Below are 19,827 nucleotides of genomic sequence, written 5' to 3' on the forward strand. Positions count from 1 at the left end.
CAGGCGGCGTAGTTCGTGTTCGAAGGCGTTGCGGCCGCCGCGGCCGCCGGCCAGCCGGGTGGTGAAGACCATCCCGTTGTCGGTCAGTGTGGAGGCAGGAACGCCGTGAACCTTGACCGCGTGGCGGTTTTCGCCCGTTGACCTGCGGTTTTTCAGCCGCAGGTCTTTTGCGTTCCTAATCCTTCATAGGCCGCCGAAAGCACCCGTATGCAGCCGTAGGACCTTGTTGATTCCGTCGCCCCTCTCAATTCTTTCGGGGGCGCCGCCCCAGGCGTTCGACCAGATGCCGAGCACGACGCAGGCCAGGAACCCTGCGGTCAGCACAAGTCTGGCCCGACGGTCCGAGCCGTTCAATGTCGATCTCGTCGGCGACGCCGGAGTCACGGACCGCCTCCACCGGAGATCGGCACCGGCATCGACGGGGTGGACTCGCTTCCGAAGCGACATGCCGTACGGAGGTCGTCGGCGCGCACGCACAGGTGACCGAACAGCCCGCCCGGCACCGATACCGGTCTCCGTGTTCACATCGACGGAATCCCTGCGCGATCCACGCACATGGGGCCAGAATGACGGGCATGGAAACAAGATCTCATTAGAGGGGGTCTCATCTGGCGGCCGGAAGATCAGCAGCTATTGGCACTCATGGACCAGGTCGTCGCCGCCCTGGCTGTGGGCCTGGTGCTCGACGTACGCCGCTTGCTGTGCGACGTACCCGCGACGGAAGGCTTCGCAGCTTGATCAATTCGAAACGGGGAGTGGGCGCATGGCGGATGGCGCCGGCGAAAATTTAGATGAAAGCAAAAACGGTGTCCTGGACGTGATCTGGATGATCCTAGGGGCTATCGTCGGGGTGGTCCTGGTGACAAAATACGTGCAATACGCCCGGCTTGCCCATGGGGAGAAAGTGTCGGTTGAGCAGGGCATATTTGCTTTGGGAATATTTGTGGCTCCTTGCATTCTTTCCACTCGGATCGCAGAGATCTTTCGCATCGAAGCACTGCGAGGGAGAATGTCTTGGGGGACATATTGGACCGTGTTGTCTGGCATGGCGGCGTCCATATTCACATTCTTGGGCGTCACAGGCATCGATGACATTGTTCAAGTACTCGAGTACTGGTCCTCGCTGCCGAAGGGATCACCGTGAACCCGGCCGGGATGGGCTGCGACCGACGTAGAAGGGGACGCATTTAATCCGTCGCGAGCACGGAACCACTTCCGCCTGTGGCGGAGCCCTGTGGCCGGAGGCTCCGGCCGCCAGAAAGTCGATGGGGATGGACGGATCCGAACCGTCACCGCCGCCCCATTTCGCCCCGGAGGCCAAGCCGAGGGTGCTCGGGGGAAGAGTGCTGCTGCCTCACCCCACCCCCAGGGCCCTGCTGACCGCACGCCTGAGTGCTCACAGGCTTCCCGGGAAGCAATGAGTGCCGTAGCGGCGGCAGCTCGCGCTCCACTCCACTGCACAGCCGTGCGGCCTTCGCTCCCGGCCCACGTGATCGGCCGCACTTCGAGATCACGATCATGTTGAACCGGATGCGGGCCGGTGCAGGTGTCGGGACGCTGCTCTGTGTCGATCACGGAGCTGTTGGCGGTCGTGTTTCCGCATCTTGCCGCCGTTCGTGTCTAGCGGGTGCGTCGGATAGGCCGCCTGGGCCAAGCGCACCTTCGCCGAGCAGGTTCCCGGCCTGACCAGCAGGCACGGTGGGCGCGTAGTGCCACTGCCGTCCATGCTGCGGGTGGTGGCGCCGGCTCTGGGAGGTCGCCCCGGCGCCCGTTGGCGGGGTCAGGCCGCCACCATCCGGATACCGCATCCCACCGGCATGGTCACCGACCGGCCGAAAGGCACGCAATCACGCCGAGGAACCTCAACCTCTGTACCGAGATCCATGTACGTGAAGGCGCCTACAGACATTTGTGCCCCAGAGCGAATCCCGAGGCTCTTCGCCTGAAATGCGAGCACAGCATCCGCCTTTCGATGAACGCCTCCGGCCGCAATCACTCCACGTAATACTTCAATGACACTAGGAATCGACCGGAACGTCACTTAGAGCGACTTGTGAACAAGTTTGATAACTCACCGCTGAAGTCCCGTCGCAGGCTGTTGATGGCGAATGGCTCTGGCCTGGGCATTCACGAATCCGTCGGTGTTTACCAGTTGGACGACACTTGCAACTGACTGCCAAAAAACTCGCCGCCGACGCCATTCATCTCCAAGACAGTTCCAAGTCGCCGTACCTATACCTGAAGCCGGTCAGACATCGGGGCGTACCTGTCGATATCTGCGGTGGGCCGGCGGATTAACGCCGACGCCCGCCCCGCTTATCGTCCGGCGGCTTCGCCAAGGGATGACGCATGTGGGGGTACGGCATGGACGGGCGCAAGGCGCGTGAAGACGAGGTCGACGTCGATCGGCACGTGCTGGAGGACATCGCCAGAGCGGCCTTGGCGCGAGCGGATCTGGCGGCGGTGGACGGCGAGGAGGGCGCCGCCACTTGGGAGTTCCGTAGTCGCCGACCGTGGATGTACGTGACGCCGGACGGCGTGGCGCGCCAGGCGCAGGGCTGGAAGCTGCACGTCTCGGCGACGCCGCTGTCGGCTCCCGTGGTGCTCGCCCGCGTGGTGGAGGTGCTGGCGCGGCGCCGTTGCCCTTTCAAGTTCGCGGCGACGCTGGCCGAGCTGTCCAATCTGGTGTCCAGGGAGCAGGATCGCGGGGCGGTGGGCAAGTTCGTCACCGTCTATCCGCCCGACGACCGGGCTGCGACCGTGATCGCCGAGGAACTGCACGAGGCCACCATGGGTCTGCCCGGGCCGCGCATCCTGTCCGATCGGGTCTACAAGCCGGGCAGCCTGGTCCACTACCGCTATGGGGTGTTCTCGGCACCTCTCGTGCTGGACAACGACGGCTCCTACGCCTCCCGGCTGACGGCCCCCGACGGCACGCTGGTGACCGACAAGCGCAACGCCTGGTACTCACCACCGCCGTGGGCGTCCTGCCCCTTCGAGTCGGGCGGAGCTCCGGTCCGGTCGGCCGCGCCGGAGGCCGTGCTGCTCGCCGACCGGTTCGTGGTGCGCCAGGCCGTCCGGCACAGCGCCAAGGGCGGGGTGTTCCTGGCCGAGGACCGGGACACCGGCGGGACCGTGATCGTCAAGCAGGCCCGGCCGCATATGAGCGCCAAGATGAGCGGGCGTGACGAGCGTGACAACTTGCGTCATGAGTGGCGGATGCTGGGCCTGTTCGGACCGCTGGGCATCACCGCGCGCAGGGTGGCGCTCTTCGACAAGGACGACAGCCTGTTCCTGGTGCAGGAGCGCGTGGAGGGGACCGTACTCACCGCCTGGGCGGGCGAGCGCCCGCGCGAAACAGTGCTGCGCCTGGTGGGGCGGCTCGTCGACCTGGTCGCGACGGTGCACGAGCAGGGCTACATCGTGCGCGATCTGACTCCGAACAACATCATCGTCACCGAGGACGGCGACGTCCGGCTGATCGATCTGGAGACCGCGGCGGTGCCCGGCACTCCGGTCGGGCGGGCCCGCACCCGTGGGTACGCTCCCCCGGAGCAGGAGCGGGCCCCCGCCCATGGGCCCTGCCCCGGCGTCGAAGTGGACCTGTACGCGCTGGGCGCGACCGTGTTCTACCTGCTGACCGCATGCCAGCCGATGTTGGCGCCCGGCGAGGGAGAGCAGGCCAGATCGTGGGACTCCCGAGTCCGTACGCTGGTCGAGGTGGCCGTCTCAGGCGATCCCCTGGCCACTGAGCTGGCTCCCCTGATCCTGGGTTTGATGGCGGAGGATCCTGCCCGGCGGTGGGATCTCGCCAGGGTCCGCGCGTTCCTGTCCGATCTGGGTCCGCGGTCGCCCGCCGTGGCGGGAGGGCGTCACCGGCTCGGTACCCCCGAGCAGGGCCGGTTGCTGCACGACGGACTGGCGTACACCTGGCGCAGCATGTCCGCAGAGCCCCCGCACGGCGGGACAGGGCCGGAAGCGCGGCTGTGGCCCGTCGGCGCCGGGTACGGCGTCAGCGCCGATCCCTGGGGCGTCCAGTACGGTGCGGCCGGCGTGCTCCACCTGATGGCCTCCGTGGTAGGGCCCCATGCCGCGAGCCTGCCGCAGGAGCTGCGCGTCCCGCTGACGACGGGGCTGCGCGACGGCGCCGGCTGGATGATCGGCCGTCTCGCGGGTGAGCATCGCCCGTCACCGGGGCTGTATTTCGGCCGGGCGGGCATGGCCTGGACCCTGTACGAGGCGGGCAGGGCGCTCGACGACCACGATGTGCGCTCGGCGGGTCTCAGCCTCGCCCTCGAACTGCCGGTCAGCTGGCCGAACCCCGACATCTGCCATGGCCTGGCCGGGACGGGGATGGCGCTGGTGCACCTGTGGAACGCCACCGGTGACACGAGGTTCCGCGACCGGGCGGGCGAATGCGCCGACGAACTGCTCAAGGTCGCTCAACGTACTCCCGACACGGTGCTGTGGCCCATCCCGCGCGATTTCGACTCCGCGCTGGCGGGGGTGGTGCACTACGGGTTCGCCCACGGTGTCGCCGGGGTCGGCGCGTACCTGCTGGCGGCCGGCGTCGCGCTCGGACGCGAGGACTGCCTGGAAACGGCCGCCTTGGCCGGTCGTACCCTCATGGACGCGGCCGACCACCAGGGCGCGGCTGCCTTGTGGGCGGAGGGCCCTCGCGGCGGGGCGAAGCTGACCCACTGGTGCAACGGGTCCTCGGGGATCGGGACGTTCCTGGTACGCCTGCACGCGGCCACCGGTGACCGGCGCGCGCTGGAGGTGGCGCGGGCCGCCGCCGTCGCCGTGCACGGCCACCGGCTGCGCTCCGGCACCTCGGCCTGTCACGGACTGGCCGGGGACGGGCAGTTCCTGCTGGACATGGCGGATCTTACCGGCGAGCCGGTCTACCGCGAGCAGGCCGGGGAGCTCGCGAGCATGGTGTGGGCGCGCGCCACGATGCGCGACGGGCTGCTCGTGGTGCCCGACGAGAACGGCCTTGAGGTGACGTTCGGCTGGAACACCGGGCTGGCCGGCGTGCTCGCCTTCCTGTGGCGGCTGCGCCACGGTGGGCCCCGCCCGTGGATGGCCGACGCCGCGATCGGTACGGCCTCCGCTCGCGAGGCGTTCGCGGCCGCCGCCGGGAGGGCGTCATGACCCCTATGCCCGCGGAGCTCAGACGGATCAACTTCCGGTTCTTCGCCACCGGGGAGTACGCCGCCTGCCTGGCCGCCCATGGCCGCGCCCGGCTCATGCCGGAGTTGTGGGACCTCACCGGCCCCGCGCCACGGCCACGCCTGCTGCCCACCAGGGACGGCGAGGACTCCTGGACCTTCCCGCTGCCCGCAGGGGACGTCGGTGTGCTGCTCTGCCGCCACGGTAAGCAGTCCGCGCGGCTGCTGCTCGCCGTCCCCGGGACGGACGGGGCGCCGGCCGAGGAGCACGAACTGTTCGCCTCTCGCGGCCCGGGGCTCGGGCTCGTCGGTGGCATCGCGCCGGGCACCGCCGCCCTGCTGTTCGAGAACGGCGAAGGCCGCCGTACCAAGGTGTGGCGGGTGTCAGGGCATGCCGAACCTCCTGAGCCGGTCGCCGAGCTGACCGGCCCGGCCGGCGGCGGAGTCTGGCTCGACGCGGACGGCCGACGTCTCGCGCTGGCCCGTCCCGAGCCGGGGGCAGGTGGCACGTTCGTGCTCGACCTCGTCACCGGTCTCCCGGCGCCGCTCGAAGGAGTGGCGGACGGCGAACACCTGCTCATGGCCGCACCTCGTACCGGAGTGCTCCTCACCGCGGCACGGCGGGACGGCGCGTTCCGTCTCGGCGTACGGCACCGCGACGACCCGGCGCCGACGGTGTTCCCCGAGCGGCTGAACACCATCGAGGGCAGCGTCACCCCCTTGGCCCTGGATCCCGGCGGACGGTGCCTGGCCCTGTCGGTCGCCCGCCGGAGCCGCTCCCACCTGCTGCTGCACGATCTCGTGGCGGACGCCACCGTCGAGGCGGAGCTGCCGGCCGGGACCTTGCAGCCCACGGCCCGCTGGACCACCGGCGGACTGCACCTGCTGCACACCACGCCGGACCGCCCGCTCGGCGTGGTCACCCTGCCGGATCCGTTCCGGTCCCGGGTACGGGCCACCGCCGAGGAGCAGCCGGGACGTTGGATTGCTGCGCGAACGGTGGACTGTCCAGGGCCGGTCGAGGCCATCGTGTACGGCGATCCGGTGGCGAGCGAGCGGGTGGTCCTGGCGTTGCACGGTGGCCCGGAGGCCGCCTGGCACTTCGGTTTCGAGCCGTTGTTCCAGCGGATGGCCGCGGCGGGCATGGCGGTGGTCGCGCCCAATCAGCGAGGGAGCACCGGCTACGGCGCCGCGCACCGCGACGCCATCCGCGGCGCGTGGGGCGGCCCGGACCTCGCGGACATCCTTCATCTCGGGCGCACGCTGGCCGACGCCCGTGGCCCGGGCCGGCAGCCGCCCATGCTGTACGGCATCAGCTACGGCGCCTACCTGGCTCTGCTCGCCGTCGCCGCGGAGCCGGACCTGTGGGCCAGAGCCGCCGTCATCGCACCGTTCCTGTCCGGCGGGGAGCTGTACCGGGACGGGCCGCCCAGCGTACGCGCGCTGCTCGACCGCCTCGGCGGCCGGGTGGAGCTCGACGACGAGCTCGGCCCGCGCGACCTGGCCCGGCTGGCGGATCGCATGCGGCTGCCGATCATGATCGTGCACGGTGAGCAGGACCCGGTCATCCCGGTCGCCCACTCCCGGCGGCTGCACAGCCGGCTGCTGGCGGCCGCCCATCCGGTGGCACCGGTCTACCTGGAGATCCCCGGAGCCGGCCACGACCCGCTGGTCTCCAGCGAGGGACACCTGGTCGCCGACCGTCTCATCGACTTCCTGAGCGAAAGGGCCACTCGAATCCTGCGCGAGGGCACGTCCGTACCCGCCTAGCAGGCCCACAGGCTCCGGCCTCGTCGTTGTGACGAGGCCGGTGGACAGGCCGTCTCGAAACGAGCGGCACAACGGTTAGGGAAAGGAAACACGATGGAGCTCAACATCGACGCCCTCGACATGCTGCCCGCCGACCAGGAGTCGGAGCTGTACCCCTGTGTCAGCACCTGGCTCTGCGACTGGACCTGCTACGCCACCTTCACCTCCTGACGAGGCGGCGGTCGTGACCAGCGTGCTCGGCCCTGATCGGGGCTGAGCACCGGAGGTGGTCCCGTTCCTGGACGTTCGTCGTCCCGGAACGGGACCACCGTTCATCGAACCCTCGCGAAGAGAGCAACGCCGCGTCAGGCGACGAGGAAAGGACCACGCCATGAGCACCCCACAGGGGCCCAGCGACGTCATCTGGGACATCACGTACGCCTGCCCGCTGCGCTGCGTGCACTGCTACTCCGAGTCCGGCAGACGCCCGGCCCGGCAGCTGAACCGGGACGAGATGCTCAGGGCCGCCGACGCGATCGTGTCTCTGCGCCCGCAGGCGGTGGAGTTCGCCGGTGGCGAGCCGCTGCTGGTCAGAGACCTCCTGGAGGTCGCCGAGCGGATCAGCGGAGCGGGGGTGGCGGTCAACCTCTACACCGGCGGATGGACGTTCGACCGACGGTGGGCCGAAGAGGCGTCCCAGGTCTTCTCCCGGATCACCGTGAGCGTCGACGGGGCGAGCGCAGGGGTGCACGACCGGATCCGCGGACGGGCCGGTTCGTTCGAGCGGGCGATGCGTACGCTGGCCATCCTGGACGAGGTCTCCGGGGAGCGCGGTGCCGATCCGGTGGAGTTCGGGGTCGACTACGCGGTTGTGCGGTCCAACCTCGATGAGCTGGAGGAGTTCTGCCGCGTGGTCGCGCCCCGGTTCCCTCACCTGCGCTTTCTCACCTTCGCCGCCGCGGTGCCGTCCGGACTCGCGAGCAGGAAGGAATTCGCCGAACACGAGCTGCTGGACTTCGGCCAACTGCGCACCCTGGTGAGCCGCGAGCACGTCGAACGGCTGCGTTCCCTCGCCCCCCGCTCGGTGCAGCTCATGACGTCGAACAACATGATCTTGATGATGCACCCGGACCTCGTGCAGCGGCACGGCTTCCCCATGCTGCAGGTGGAGCCGGACGGCGAGGTACGCGCGATGCCGATCTACGAGGGCACCGTCGGCAACCTCCTCACCGAGGACGCCGGCACACTGTGGGAGCGCGTCAAGGAAAGATGGAGCGACCCGTTCGTGGTGGAGGCCCTGTCGGCGGTCCGCTCGATGGAGGACTGGGCCGAGGCGACCCGGCGCATCGACTACCACTTCGGCACGGACGAGGTCCGCCGCCGCATCGACCGCCGCCCGCTGTACACCTTGGACGACCGGACGAGGGGCCGAAGGCACATCGCGTCAATGGCCGGCCCTGCCTCTGGTCACCAGCTTTGAACAAGCGCCTCACATGGTGACCAGCCCCGAGAGGAACTCCTGCGTCTCGGGATCGACCGAGTACACGGCGGTGCCCATCATGCCGCGGGTGAGCAGCACCTTGTAGGTGTTGCGGATCAACTGGTCCGCCTGTTCGTCGCTGACGCCCTTACGCGTCAGCGCCGGGTCCTTGCTGGCGCTGCGTACGGTGACCAGCCTGCCGTCACGGTAGACGAGATCCGGGCCGAAGATCACGCCGTTCCAGTCGTACTCGAAGCCCTGCGCCGTGTAGACGCACCCCACCTGTTCGAAGCCGCCAGGTGCGGAGGCCCACAAGGCGCTGGCCGGTGCGTTCCCCACAGCTCTGTCGCCCTTGACGTTCCACGGTCGTGCCCAGTCACCGATGCGCACGTCGGCGACCAGACTGTCATCGCCGTTGGGGCTGCTCCAGGGCCAGCAGAATCCTGCTGTGATCCGTGCCGAGAACCCGGCCGCGAGCCGGGCCCGTAGCTGGGCCTCCAACTCGTACGGAGACTCGGTGAGGGAGACGGCGAAGTGGTCGTCGCCCTTCCACACTTCTGGAGCCTCGCCGTCCAGGCCCAGCAGGCGTAGCACCCACTCCTCGTACTTGCGGCTCCCGCCGCAGCGGAACTGCGCGTCCAGATCGACCTGGTGCACGGCAAGGCCCAGGGATTGAGCGTAGGCGGTGATGTCGGCCACGCGTCCCATCTCGCCCGGCCGTACGACCTGATGCTCGTCCAGCAGGAAGACCGGCACTCTCGCCGCGTTGATGAGTTCGTCCACCTGTGGCCGGCCCGTGCGCTGAGCCGCTCTGGTGAACCTGTTTTCCGAGGTCTCGCGAATACGGTGCGCCTCGTCGCAGATGAGGACATCCAGATCGTTCGGCTTGACGGCCATGAAGTTGTTGAAGTACTTGAACATGGCCTTCATCCGGGTCGACCCCTTGGCGACGACCCGCCTCATCGTCTCGGTGAAGGAGCGTGAACCAGTGGCGTGCAGGACCGTGTATCCGCGGTTGGAGACCTCGCCGAGCAGGGACAGCGCGATGACGCTCTTGCCGGAGCCGGGCCCGCCGGTGATGATCACGACCTGCTTGGAATTACTCGCACGGGCCTTCTCCACCGCGTGCATGACCATCTCGAAGGCCAGGCGCTGCTCGGCCAGCAGGACGAACTGGTCACGGTTCTTGATCTCGCCGGCAGCGGCCTTGAGCAGCTGCTTGGACGGCCGGATGGAGCTGGAGAGCAGGCGATCGGCCGCGTCGGCGCCCGACTCGGGCGCGAACTGCGCCTTGAGGTAGTCGACGAACTGGCCGCGGCGCGTCTTGCTGAAGAGCCGGGTGCGTTCGTCCTCGACCTGGTCATAGAGATCATGGATGTCCAGGTCGCTGGCGTTGTGCAGGTAGGCCACCCCGCGTACCGCGTTCCGGTGCTGGTCCAGGGCTCCGACGAAGTCGGCCAGGTATTCGCAGTAGCCGCGCACCTGCACGACCGGGTGAAGCTTGGGCCGCTCCCCCATGCCGGACACCAGGACGAGATCAGCGTCCTCCTCGTACCGCTCGGCCTGGCTCCACTGCTTGAGCTCGACGATCAGGTAGGAGTCGGCGCCCGTGCGCCGGTCACGTCCGGCGAGGATGACGTCCGCCCGCTTGCTGGTTAACGGCAGTTGGTACTCGATGAGCATCTCGACGCCGCCCAGCCCGGCTTCGACCAGATCTCGGGCCAGGATCGGGAGGCTCCGGTCCCAGGACCTGCCAAGGCCGAAGCGTTCTCATGTGGTGAAACCGAGTAAATGAAGGCCGTCGGCCGGGTGGCTGCGGTAGTGGTCGGTGGCGGCGGCGATGTTGGTCCAGCCGATCAGACGGGCCAGGGCGATGGCCAGGTTGCGCAGGCTGGCCATGATCCGGGGTGCGGTGCCGGTGCGGACTCTGGAGGCGTCCTCGCGGTAGGTGACGTCGCGGATGTGGTGCAGGGCTTCGATGCTCCAGTGGCCGCGGATCAACGCGGCGAGCTGGGCGTGGGTGATGCGCCCGGGTGGCAGGCTGGTGACGGCGTAGACGGTGACGATGGTGGTCTTGCCGGTCTTGTGGTTGGTGCGGCGGCGTTTGACCTGGATGGCCTGGGCGGCGTGGGGGAAGGGCAGTCCGGGGCGGGCGGTGCAGATCTTCATGCGGCGGATCTCTCGGCGGCCGTGCCCGGTCTCGTCGGTGCGGTCGTTGAGGATCGCTTCTCGCCAGGGCAGGGTCTTGAGCCGGCGGTGCAGGCTGGGCTGGTTCCCCTTGACGAGGAACAGGTAGTGACCGCCGTCGGTGACGACCTGGCGGGCGTTGTCGTGTTGGGTGTGCAGGGCGTCGGCCGTGACCACCAGGGTCGACAGGTCCAGCTTGGACAGCAGGGGTGCGAATGCGGGGATCTCGTTGCTCTTGGCCTGGACCTGCTGCTGGGCCGTGACGGTCTGGGTGTCGTGGCGGGTGGCGGCCAGCAGATGCACGGTGCCGTCGCCGGTGCGGCTGCCGCGCAGGGTTTTGCCGTCCACGGCCAGGCCAGTGAGCGGAGTGCGGTGCGGGGCCGGGCTGCTGGTGGCGGGTGGGTCGGTGGTGAGAGCGGTCAGGTAGTCGTAGACGGCGGTGTCGAAGGCGTCGCCGTCGAGACGGGCGAGCAGGCGTCCCAGGGTGCTGGCGGCCAGGCGTGTGGTGCCGGGCAGGCCGGCTCGGGCGCGTAGACCGGGGTCGTATCCGGTGATGATGCGGGTGATCTGCTTGAGTGAGGTTGCTCCGCCGAGCACGGCGAGCAGGGATAACGTGAGCAGCGGGCCGAGCCGGTAGCGGCGTCCCCGGCGGCTGCGTGGGTCGGGCAGCGTGTCCAGGACTTCGGCCAGCGTGGGCAGGTCGATCAGGTCGGCGGGCGGGCTGGCGAACGGGTCGGCGGGGGTGACGTGCTCCAGGTGGCGGGCGAGCACGTCGATCGGGGATGATGGCACGCGAACGCGGCCCCTGTTCTTGATCGACTGGCGTAGACAACCAACGATCATCGGGGGTCGCGTTCGTCATTTGCGCCCCGGGGGTGTTCCCGTCACCTGCTACCTCATCCCGGCAACGACCTCCTCAGCCGAGAACGCTTCGGCCCTGCAGGACCTGCGCTCCCCCTTGCCGGGATTGATGCCTTGGGTCGCCCGCAGGTTCTCAGCGATCACCTCGCTGAGGACGCGCTCGGGCACCGACTCAGACACCAACTGGACCAGGCTTTCCGCCGAATGCCGGAAAACGGCCACGGATGTACCCCCAGGCAGCACGAAAGACTCGTGCGGTATGGGGGCGTGTCCGCTATCGAGGCGGAAGCCCGTCGGGCCGCATCACCGATACGTCCAGAAGATTACCTGGATCTTCGTCGGGCCGTGGGGTTCGCTGAGCGGCATCGCCTGGGCTTCGACGCGGAACCAGCCTTGCCGGATGGTGTGCGACGGCCTACTTGTACGTATGGCATTCGCTCCTTGGGTCAACGCATTGGGAGGAATCGCAAGAAAGTTGGTTACCGGGGCAATTGGCCCGTGCGGGGTTATCGTCAGTTGGGGCCCTTGACAGCTGTACGAGGAGATCGGCATGCCTGGTCCTGATCGCGAGCTCATGCAGGCAGCGGTGCAACGCATTCAGAAGCTGTCCGACGACAACTGGTGGGCTCTGCACGCTTCCTGCCAGCTCATGGAAGCCGACGCCTGGGTGGGGCCGACGGGCAGCCGATTCGATCAGTCGGTGCACAACTCTCAGCGGGAACTGCATGCGATGCTCGCCCAGGCCGTCGCCATGGCCAGGGATGAGCTGGTGAAGACGAGATGAGCTTCAGCGGAGTCAAGCTGCCGGAGTTCGACATGCTTGTCACCCGTCACACCGCAGCCGCCGCGCAAATGGAAAAGCTGGCCTCCCTGTTATACGGAGAGCTCACGAGCGCAGGGCTCGACACCACTCCCGCGGAACGAATCAGAAAGCTCGCGGCACAGGTCGGCCAGGAAGCAGATGATCTTCGCAAACGGCAGCGCATCGTCCGTGAGATCGAGCGGCACAAAATCACCCTTGGAACGTCCGTAGCGACGGGATCCCTTATCGCGGTGCCGGACTCGCTCCGCCAGGCCCAAGGACAGCTCGACGGCACACTGGCTGCCAAGGCGGCGGCCGCCGCCGGCCGCGGTGACCGCAAGGCGATGGCGGAGCTTCAGAAGTACGCGGGAAGGGTGAACGATCCGGAGTTCGTCAAGACCTTCCTCGCCAAGCTGGGAGCCAAGGGCATCACCGAACTTCCGGCCGCGCTTGGCCTGCAGGTGCGCGCCAATGTCAACTCCACGCGTGATCCACAACAGGTGAAACAAGTCCAGCAGGTCATGAAACTGCTGGCCACCACGCTGGCGAAGGGGACCAACCCAAAAGACGAGGCGTTCATGGGAGAGGCCTTCCTGAATCAGTTGGTCGAGGAAGGGCGGGCCGAGCACAAGGCGCTCGAAGTGACCTACGTCGGCTACCAGGCTCAGGCGCTGATATGGAGAGCCAGCGACGGCAAGCCGCCCTTCTCCAAGCGGTTCATGGAAGTGGTCGGCAGGGACGCCATCGTGCACCAGAAGGAGCTGTCCGACTCGCGAACTCCTTACGCCAACAGCATGGACCTGGCCACGGTGCTCGGCATCAGCGACTCCATGCAGCCAGGTGGGCCGCGGATGGGGCAGCCGGGAGAGCCGATCAAAGCGAGCGTCATCGATGACCTGGCCCAGGCGGCCCAGTATTCACTGCCGGCCGCGCAGGCATTGCTCTTCCACACCCCGAAGGGCTGGAACAAGTCGATCATGGCGTACCTGCTCACCGACCGACTGGACGGCTTCAACAAGACGGGGAACCACGCCCCGTTCGCAGGGCTGCTGCGCACGGCGTTGAGCAGCAAGGACAAGGAGTCGCTCAAACACACGAACGAGGCGCTCATCATTCTCAAGAACGAACTCGATGGCGTCTTCGGACGTGGCGGCGACGGCAAGCTTCAGATCACCGACACAGAGAAGCTGAAGCGACTGTCGTTTCTGGCCGGCCCGATCGGATCAGTTATGGCCGCGCACATCGACAAGGTTTTCACCGTTTTCGATGAACGCAAGCCAGACCTGAAAGGCATCAATCATGCTGAGATGGATCGGCTGCTGGCCTTCGCGGGATCCGACGCAGCTGCCACGAAATCGTTGGTGGAGGCCGAGGTCCAACGGATGCTGAGCATGGTCCACGAGTCCTACCGGCGGGACGGCGGGGAGCAGATAGAGGACGTACTCATTCCGGAGGCGCGCTTCATGGGCCACATCCTGGAGACCCGGCGACTGTACTTGTTGGCCCAAGCCAAGACTGATGAGCAGGTCAAAGAGGAGATGAAAGGAATGATCAACAGTGTGCTGAGCGAGCTGACCGGACCGGCGGGGAAGTTCGCCACTCGCTTCGGGTTCTTGGGCGACAAGGCGCATGAGAAGCTCACCCCGATGGCGTTCGAGAAGCTCTCGGCGTTATTGGTTGACCGGATGCTGCGGGACGGCATGACCACAGGGTCGGCCATGCAGCAGGCGAGCAACGATCGCACGATGACCATGTCGATGATTGAGACAATGATGCTCAGCGCCAGGATCGCACACGGTCAATGGAACACCGAGGCCCGAGCGGATCTCAAGGGAAAAATATTCGCCACAGACGGCCAGCCTCCTGCTCTCAAGCCGCTCGACGAGATCGTGGCGGACCCGGCCATGTTCGATCAATTCATCAAGTGGGCACGCTGGCACGCCAAGATCGAGAGTGATTTGCAAACCGTGAAAGAGGCGATGGACAACAGTGCCGGCGTGGATGTTCACGAGAACCTCGGCATCGACCGGAACTACTGACATGTCTACACGTACTCTGGCCACGATCCTCGGCACCCTGCTCGCGCTGGCGCTGACATCCGGCTGTAGTAAGCAGAGCGGTCCCCCATCTCCGCCCCCGGCGACGGCGGACCTACGCCCGGTGAGTGCTTCAGGTCCTTACTGGTGTGATGTCATCCCGCAGCAGGCAGTGCGCCTGATCAGCGGCTTGTCCATACCGCTGGAGGAGAACAAAGACGGCGTGCCGACCACCCATGGTGGATGCTTGCTGAGGAATGAGTACACCCGCTTCTCCCTCAACTGGTCGATCCGTGGTGGCGATAACGCGCTTGACCTCGCACAGGAGAACTTCGGTCGCCGTCGACTGGCAGACCTACCGCCTGACCTCGGAAAAGGGCTGATTGCCTACACCGAGGGCGAGCCCAGGACAGGCCCTTACGTCGCCTTCATACTGTTCCGATGCGGCGACAAAAGACCCTGGATGGGCATCGACTTCTCAGAGGTGGCCAAGGGCCGGAACGTGGTCGCAGACCTGGTCGCGTTGCTCCGCATAGCGCGCGACCGATTTGGCGAAATACATCGATGCAGCCCCGAAGCGATGTAGTGCAGGACACTGGCCGACCAGACGCGTAGAACAGTCCAACCAGCTTAGGAACACGATGCGGAGGCTACTCGTCCGATGTGCTGAGACCCAACTTCGCGCGAAGGTATCCGACACCGGCGTGGAAAACTGGAGGCACGGTTATCAGGGCCACGATTGCGTCACCGAGACTGTTCCGTGCGATTTCCATGACCACCCAACCCAAGAACAGGGCCAGCGGGGCCCATGTGCGGGAATTTGAGCGCAGTATCCAGTGTGACACCGCCAACAGCCAGGTCTTCGATGTCCGCCCTGGCGAGCGGCGTAAGGCCAAGGCGAGGGCGGGCATGCCATACAGGAGCCCGACCGCGAACCATGCACGAGCCCGGCGGCCCCGTAACTGTTCGAGATCGCCGAGCCATTCCTTCCGATAGCTCGCTCTGAACGCCGCAGGGAGGATCATCGACGCGAGGGCGAGAACGCGGCCCGCCAGGCCGGTGTCACTCGGTAGGTGTTGACGAGCGATCGTTTCGAGTTCATCCGCAATAGCTTGCAGGCCGAGACGTCTTGCGACCGGTGCTACGAGATCCACTGTTTCCCGGCTCTTGCGCTGTCGCTTGGCCAGAGGCAAGGGCTGAAGTGTCCGCATGTTGTGCAGTCGATCGAGCACTTTCAGCGTGAGGACGCGATCGTCAGCGCCGTCGATGGCGGCTTGATCGTACTGACGGTCGAGATCGCTCATACCCTGGACCAGGCCGGTGATCTCGTCACCGAACTCGGCGCGGAGCCGCGCGGAGGTGCATTCTGTGTCCGTGATCACGTCGTGGAGCAGAGCGGCGCAAACGCTGTCGCAGTCCAGACCCAACTCGGCGACGATTTCCGCGACGGCGACCGGATGGGTGATGTACGGATCGCCGCTCTTGCGCACCTGGCCCGCATGGAAATGGGCGGCAAGTTCGTAAGCGCGCTGGATCCTGCCGAGTTCCACGGCCGTGAATCCGGCGCTCAGCTCGGTCGACAGCGGGGTTACCGGGTGAGTCATGACGTCGCCGTCCGGAAGCTCACGGCCATGCGCGACCGCTCAGCCCGATCGAGCGCAGCGCGCGCCTTCACCGCGCCTTTGTCGGTCAGCAGGTAGTAGTGGCGGGCACGGCGGCCTTCGGCCAGGTGCTCGGCCGGAGATTCCTCGTGCCGCTCAAGCCAGCCGAATTCACGCTCCAGCCTCGCCAGGATCGGGTAGACCGTACCGGGATGCTGCTTGGTCTTCTCGCACAGTTCCAGGCCATAACGGCGCTTGGCCGGATCGGAGAGCAGCACTTGCAGCACCAGCATCGTCGGCAAGGTCATCCGAGGGCTATCAGCCATGTATCGAACTCTAAATATCGAGTACGGAGTGTGACATTACTTCAGCGGTGACACCAGTCTGACCTGCCGTTCCCGGGCACCGACCGGACATGGATTCCGTCCATGGAATTGGCACGTCGGCATTCCACCATCGAAAGCAGCTCCAACGAGTTGGCGAACACCGTGCACACGGCCCGTGACAATACGCACGACAACCTCAACATCACTGGATACTGACATGCCGTTTCGAGCTGCCCGACAGTCCCGCAGCGCCGTAGCTGGCCTGACACTGTTATTTGCACTGGCCGCCGGCTGTACCGATGCCCCTTCGCCGCCGTCGCCCGGTCCAGAGGCCAAAGCTTCGACCAGTCCTGTCGTCGACTCCTCACCCTACTGGTGTGACTTCCTCCCCCAGCAGGCAGTCCGGGCGATCACTGGCCTTACTGTGACGGTCGAGGAGCGCAAGACCGGTGTGCCCACGACTCATGGGCAATGTGCGCTTCGCAATGATTATGACCGACTCTCCCTCGTGTGGTCGGTAAGAGATGGTGACGGCGTCTTGGACATCGCACGCGAGAACTTCGGCAAGAGTCAACTGGCTGCACTTCCGGAGGATCTCGGCACCGGGCTCATCGCTTATACCGCTCGATTGCCGCGCACCAGACCGTACTACACGATGATGTTGTTTCGATGCGGGGATGAACGACCATGGATCAGCGTTGATCTGTCGGAAGTGGCGAAAGGGCGTGACCCGGTGAGCGACTTGACGCAATTGCTCACCATTGCCCGCAAACGCTACGGCGAACTACATGAATGTACTCCCAAGCCCAACTAACATTACAGGTGCGCATGCTGACATAGGCGACGCAATGGATCAACGTGATGAGTTGATCAGGCCCTGGAGCTCGTTCCGAACCAGCATCTCGTTGGCGAACATCACGGTCTTGGTGCCGCTCAGCGTGAGGACGGCCCTCAGCACCACGTGATCGTCCGAGGTGATCCGGTCGTGCGCGATCTCTGGGGCGTACGTACCGAAGGTCCCGCCGTCCCGCATCTTTCCCTCTGGGGTGAGGCGGGTTGTCAGCGCGCGTTCGACGTCGGCGGCGGCGGGTGCTGACGGCAGCACGCAGATGACGTTGACCGGCCGGTCGTTCAGGCTGGCCGGGCGGCGCAGCCCGACGCCGTACAGCGTGACCGCGCCGGGAGGGGACGGGGCCATGATCGTGGCGGCGGCGACGTCGCCGAGGCAGGCGGCCATGGCGGCATGCGCGGGGTTGTCGGCCAGAGTACGCTCCCCGCCCAGAACGGCCTCCAGCGGGCCGGGGGTGGAGGCCGCCGCTGCCAGGGAGTCGGTGACCACGACCTGGTTGAGCTGGTTGGTCAGCCCGGGAACGATCAGGCGGGACAGGTCTATCTCGGCTCCAGGGGAGAAGGAGAGCCCTTCGTGGCCGCCCATGGTGCGGGGCTTGGCGCCGAGAGCGGTCAGCTTCGTCCGTACGGCGTCCGAGTCGACGTCGCCGTCGAACCGGAACGCCTGCTGCGGGGGCACGCCGATCGAGATCGCCCGGGTGGCGGTCGCGGGAGCCATGCCGGTGGCCTGTGGCAGGGTCTGCCAAGCGGCGCCCAGGCTTCCGAGACCTGAGACCGCCGCGGGAAGCCAGCGGCGATCCCCGCCGGAGCCGGCATCGACGCCGAGGTCACGCCACCAGGCCGGTTCGCCGTATTCGAAGTACGCCGCGGCGGGTCCCTCCCCCGAGACGCTGGCCATCGCGTCCAGCAGCCCGTCTTCACCAGCCTGCTGCGTACAACCGGTCAGGACCAGCAGCGCCATCAGCGCCACGCTCGTTTTCCGCACGAGCGTGAGCGTAGACGGCATCCTTCGGATTCCGTGCATGAATGGGCACCTTAGTTGATCCACCCTGAGGAACCGGCTCACCCACCGCCGGCATGCCGAGCCCTCTTCGGCTATGAGCGGTTGGCAAGCGTTTGGCAAGTACGCTCGACCACTCTTCCTGCGGAAGGGAGAGAACTTCATGAGCGGATTCCTCCAACCTCCGGAGATGACTTCGGAGGTACGGCAGCTGTTCGACGATGACCTGGCCGAGTGCGGCTATGTCATGAACCTCACCAGGCTGTGGGCCCACCAGCCGGACACCATCGCGGGACTGTTCGACCTGCTACGGCAGTGCGTCGAGGCAGGTGGGCTCGACCTGCGCACCCGCGGCATCCTGGTGACCGCCTGCGCCTCGGCCATGGGGGACTCGTACTGCTCGCTGGCCTGGGGCAACAAGCTGGCCGAGGCCGCCGACGCCCGTGTGGCGTCGGGAGTGCTGCGGGGCGACGACGACGGATTGACGCCCCGGGAGCGAGCGCTGGCGGGCTGGGCGCGGAAGGTGGCACGCGATCCCAACGGGATCGGTCAGACGGACGTGCGCGCGTTGCAGGAGGCGGGGTACGACGACGGTCAGATCTTCGCGGTCACCGTCTTCGTGGCACTGCGCAGCGCGTTCTCGACCGTCAACGACGCGCTCGGCGCACGTCCCGACGCCGCCCTCCGCGACACGGCGCCGCGATCCGTGCGGGAGGCCGTCACCTTCGGCCGCCCGATCGAGGATCAGCCAGTCTGACCTGTGGTTTCTCAGCCGCAGGTCTTCACCCTGTGGAGCACCGGCTTCCGGGTGCTCCCGTACGTCGACCGGCCCGGCGCTCCGGCATCCACCCGAGCCACGTACGTCGTCGAGAACGGCCGCCCCGGCGTCCAGCTCGCCGGCGAGGGTCCGATCGTCTGACACCACCCGCACCAGGAGGGGGCCCACCTCCTGGTGCATTCGACGGATGAGGCCTCGGACCGCTTCAACGACGCGGTCGCGCGGACGCTGCCTTCGCTCTACTGAAGTCCAGCACGACGATGGTCACCGCCACGATCGTCATCAGCACCGCCACCAGCGCCACGGGGAAATGTGATCCGTCGACCGGGAACAGCTGCCAGGCCAGGTTGAGTGTCATGTGGAACAGCGCCATGGCCAGGACGCTGCCGCCCATGTGGGCGAACAGCCACACCATGATCACGCGGGCCGCGACGGTGCCGAGCGACCACCAGGCGATCCAGGACACCGGGCGGCCCACCTGGAGCAGCGCCGGCCAGTGCCAGACGGCCCAGGCCGACCCGAGGATCAGGGCCGCCCACGCCGGTCCCCAGCGGGCTTGCAAGGGCCGGGTGGCGTAGCCCGACCACCCCAGTTCCTCGCACAGCGCGCCCACGAAGAGCGCGGCGGCCAGCGACAGCGCCGAGGCCAGGGAGAAGTGCGCGTCCGGCAGCGGGGTGCCGGACAGCCGTAACAGCAAGTACGACAGGGCCACCACGGCCGGGTACAGCAGCAGAGCGGGCACGAACCACGCCTTGCGGCGAACCCGGCCGGCGTCGAAGGCGCGTCCGGCAAGCGCTCGCACCCCGTCCATCCCGCCCTCGCGGTGGACGAGCACGGCCGCGGCCAGAGCCGGGCAGACGAAGGCCAGCCCCGACAGAGGCACGCCCGGCACGATCTGCGCGCCCGACAGGGACCCCACCACCACGAACGGGACGCTGAACAGGAACACCAGCGGGAAGAACACCGCCACGCTACTAATAGAACTTG

At 67.0% G+C, this 19,827-nt stretch carries 17 protein-coding genes; 11 read left to right on the plus strand and 6 right to left on the minus strand.

Annotated features, from left to right (window positions below):
- Positions 1 to 763: 763 nt before the first annotated feature.
- From KME79_RS21165 to KME79_RS21185, 5 genes are all read left to right on the plus strand, one after another.
- A complete protein-coding gene (locus KME79_RS21165; protein WP_219545913.1) occupies positions 764 to 1,144 on the plus strand; it encodes a hypothetical protein in 381 nt (126 codons plus the stop codon).
- 1,205 nt (positions 1,145 to 2,349) lie between these two features.
- The gene (lanL, locus tag KME79_RS21170; RefSeq protein ID WP_219545914.1) at positions 2,350 to 5,154 is read left to right on the plus strand and encodes a class IV lanthionine synthetase LanL; all 2,805 of its coding nucleotides are present in this window, start codon (positions 2,350 to 2,352) and stop codon (positions 5,152 to 5,154) included.
- On the plus strand, positions 5,151 to 6,941 hold the full coding sequence (locus KME79_RS21175) for an alpha/beta hydrolase family protein (protein ID WP_219545915.1): 1,791 nt from the start codon (positions 5,151 to 5,153) through the stop codon (positions 6,939 to 6,941). The genes lanL and KME79_RS21175 overlap by 4 nt, the downstream gene beginning before the upstream one ends.
- Before the next feature lie 93 nt (positions 6,942 to 7,034).
- On the plus strand, positions 7,035 to 7,151 hold the full coding sequence (locus KME79_RS21180; protein ID WP_219545916.1) for an ALQxL family class IV lanthipeptide: 117 nt from the start codon (positions 7,035 to 7,037) through the stop codon (positions 7,149 to 7,151).
- Between the two features lie 160 nt (positions 7,152 to 7,311).
- Positions 7,312 to 8,400, plus strand: a complete 1,089-nt coding sequence (locus tag KME79_RS21185; RefSeq protein ID WP_219545917.1) for a radical SAM protein — start codon at positions 7,312 to 7,314, stop codon at positions 8,398 to 8,400.
- A gap of 9 nt (positions 8,401 to 8,409) precedes the next feature.
- On the opposite strand, the gene KME79_RS21190 is transcribed toward KME79_RS21185, so the two are convergent.
- Together KME79_RS21190 and KME79_RS21195 are read right to left on the minus strand one after the other, a co-directional pair.
- Positions 8,410 to 10,083, minus strand: coding sequence for a DUF2075 domain-containing protein (locus tag KME79_RS21190; RefSeq protein ID WP_219545918.1), 1,674 nt, complete (start codon positions 10,081 to 10,083; stop codon positions 8,410 to 8,412).
- Between the two features lie 87 nt (positions 10,084 to 10,170).
- Positions 10,171 to 11,379 (minus strand): ISAs1 family transposase, encoded by a 1,209-nt coding sequence (locus KME79_RS21195; RefSeq protein ID WP_219545919.1) that lies wholly within the window; start codon positions 11,377 to 11,379, stop codon positions 10,171 to 10,173.
- Between the two features lie 619 nt (positions 11,380 to 11,998).
- Here KME79_RS21195 and KME79_RS21200 point away from each other — a divergent pair.
- From KME79_RS21200 to KME79_RS21210, 3 genes are all read left to right on the plus strand, one after another.
- Positions 11,999 to 12,232, plus strand: coding sequence for a hypothetical protein (locus KME79_RS21200; RefSeq protein WP_148028993.1), 234 nt, complete (start codon positions 11,999 to 12,001; stop codon positions 12,230 to 12,232).
- Positions 12,229 to 14,289, plus strand: coding sequence for a hypothetical protein (locus tag KME79_RS21205; protein ID WP_219545920.1), 2,061 nt, complete (start codon positions 12,229 to 12,231; stop codon positions 14,287 to 14,289). Before KME79_RS21200 ends, KME79_RS21205 begins: the two co-directional genes overlap by 4 nt.
- Positions 14,290 to 14,476: 187 nt before the next feature.
- Entirely contained in the window at positions 14,477 to 14,872 is a 396-nt protein-coding gene (locus tag KME79_RS21210) for a hypothetical protein (RefSeq protein ID WP_219545921.1), read from the plus strand.
- A 64-nt stretch (positions 14,873 to 14,936) separates the two neighbouring features.
- On the opposite strand, the gene KME79_RS21215 is transcribed toward KME79_RS21210, so the two are convergent.
- Both KME79_RS21215 and KME79_RS21220 read right to left on the minus strand, forming a co-directional pair.
- Positions 14,937 to 15,890 (minus strand): HD domain-containing protein, encoded by a 954-nt coding sequence (locus tag KME79_RS21215; protein ID WP_219545922.1) that lies wholly within the window; start codon positions 15,888 to 15,890, stop codon positions 14,937 to 14,939.
- Positions 15,887 to 16,180: a PadR family transcriptional regulator gene (locus KME79_RS21220; protein WP_246640188.1), complete on the minus strand. Its 294-nt coding sequence runs from the start codon at positions 16,178 to 16,180 to the stop codon at positions 15,887 to 15,889. The genes KME79_RS21215 and KME79_RS21220 overlap by 4 nt, the downstream gene beginning before the upstream one ends.
- Positions 16,181 to 16,751: 571 nt before the next feature.
- Between KME79_RS21220 and KME79_RS21225 the strand changes: the two genes are divergently transcribed.
- Complete coding sequence (locus tag KME79_RS21225) at positions 16,752 to 17,027, plus strand: hypothetical protein (RefSeq protein WP_219545924.1); 276 nt, start codon at positions 16,752 to 16,754, stop codon at positions 17,025 to 17,027.
- A 39-nt stretch (positions 17,028 to 17,066) separates the two neighbouring features.
- Here KME79_RS21225 and KME79_RS21230 read toward each other — a convergent pair whose 3' ends face one another.
- A complete protein-coding gene (locus KME79_RS21230) occupies positions 17,067 to 18,047 on the minus strand; it encodes a hypothetical protein (RefSeq protein WP_219545925.1) in 981 nt (326 codons plus the stop codon).
- Between the two features lie 178 nt (positions 18,048 to 18,225).
- On the opposite strand from KME79_RS21230, the gene KME79_RS21235 reads away from it, so the two are divergent.
- Together KME79_RS21235 and KME79_RS21240 are read left to right on the plus strand one after the other, a co-directional pair.
- Positions 18,226 to 18,819 carry a carboxymuconolactone decarboxylase family protein gene (locus KME79_RS21235; RefSeq protein ID WP_219545926.1) on the plus strand — a complete coding sequence of 198 codons (594 nt, stop codon included), beginning with the start codon at positions 18,226 to 18,228 and terminating at the stop codon, positions 18,817 to 18,819.
- A 3-nt stretch (positions 18,820 to 18,822) separates the two neighbouring features.
- Positions 18,823 to 18,981 (plus strand): hypothetical protein, encoded by a 159-nt coding sequence (locus KME79_RS21240; RefSeq protein WP_219545927.1) that lies wholly within the window; start codon positions 18,823 to 18,825, stop codon positions 18,979 to 18,981.
- Between the two features lie 64 nt (positions 18,982 to 19,045).
- Here KME79_RS21240 and KME79_RS21245 read toward each other — a convergent pair whose 3' ends face one another.
- Positions 19,046 to 19,810 (minus strand): CPBP family intramembrane glutamic endopeptidase, encoded by a 765-nt coding sequence (locus KME79_RS21245; protein ID WP_219545928.1) that lies wholly within the window; start codon positions 19,808 to 19,810, stop codon positions 19,046 to 19,048.
- Between the last annotated feature and the right edge of the window lie 17 nt (positions 19,811 to 19,827).

Source organism: Nonomuraea harbinensis (assembly GCF_019396385.1).
Lineage (GTDB): Bacteria > Actinomycetota > Actinomycetes > Streptosporangiales > Streptosporangiaceae > Nonomuraea > Nonomuraea ferruginea.

Bases quoted from the DNA above. Each gene is read 5' to 3' on its own strand.
- KME79_RS21165 (WP_219545913.1), top strand. From the start codon at position 764: ATGGCGGATGGCGCCGGCGAAAATTTAGATGAAAGCAAAAACGGTGTC.
- lanL (WP_219545914.1), top strand. From the start codon at position 2,350: ATGTGGGGGTACGGCATGGACGGGCGCAAGGCGCGTGAAGACGAGGTC.
- KME79_RS21175 (WP_219545915.1), top strand. From the start codon at position 5,151: ATGACCCCTATGCCCGCGGAGCTCAGACGGATCAACTTCCGGTTCTTC.
- KME79_RS21180 (WP_219545916.1), top strand. From the start codon at position 7,035: ATGGAGCTCAACATCGACGCCCTCGACATGCTGCCCGCCGACCAGGAG.
- KME79_RS21185 (WP_219545917.1), top strand. From the start codon at position 7,312: ATGAGCACCCCACAGGGGCCCAGCGACGTCATCTGGGACATCACGTAC.
- KME79_RS21190 (WP_219545918.1), bottom strand. From the start codon at position 10,083: ATGCTCATCGAGTACCAACTGCCGTTAACCAGCAAGCGGGCGGACGTC.
- KME79_RS21200 (WP_148028993.1), top strand. From the start codon at position 11,999: ATGCCTGGTCCTGATCGCGAGCTCATGCAGGCAGCGGTGCAACGCATT.
- KME79_RS21205 (WP_219545920.1), top strand. From the start codon at position 12,229: ATGAGCTTCAGCGGAGTCAAGCTGCCGGAGTTCGACATGCTTGTCACC.
- KME79_RS21215 (WP_219545922.1), bottom strand. From the start codon at position 15,890: ATGACTCACCCGGTAACCCCGCTGTCGACCGAGCTGAGCGCCGGATTC.
- KME79_RS21220 (WP_246640188.1), bottom strand. From the start codon at position 16,180: ATGCTGGTGCTGCAAGTGCTGCTCTCCGATCCGGCCAAGCGCCGTTAT.
- KME79_RS21235 (WP_219545926.1), top strand. From the start codon at position 18,226: ATGAGCGGATTCCTCCAACCTCCGGAGATGACTTCGGAGGTACGGCAG.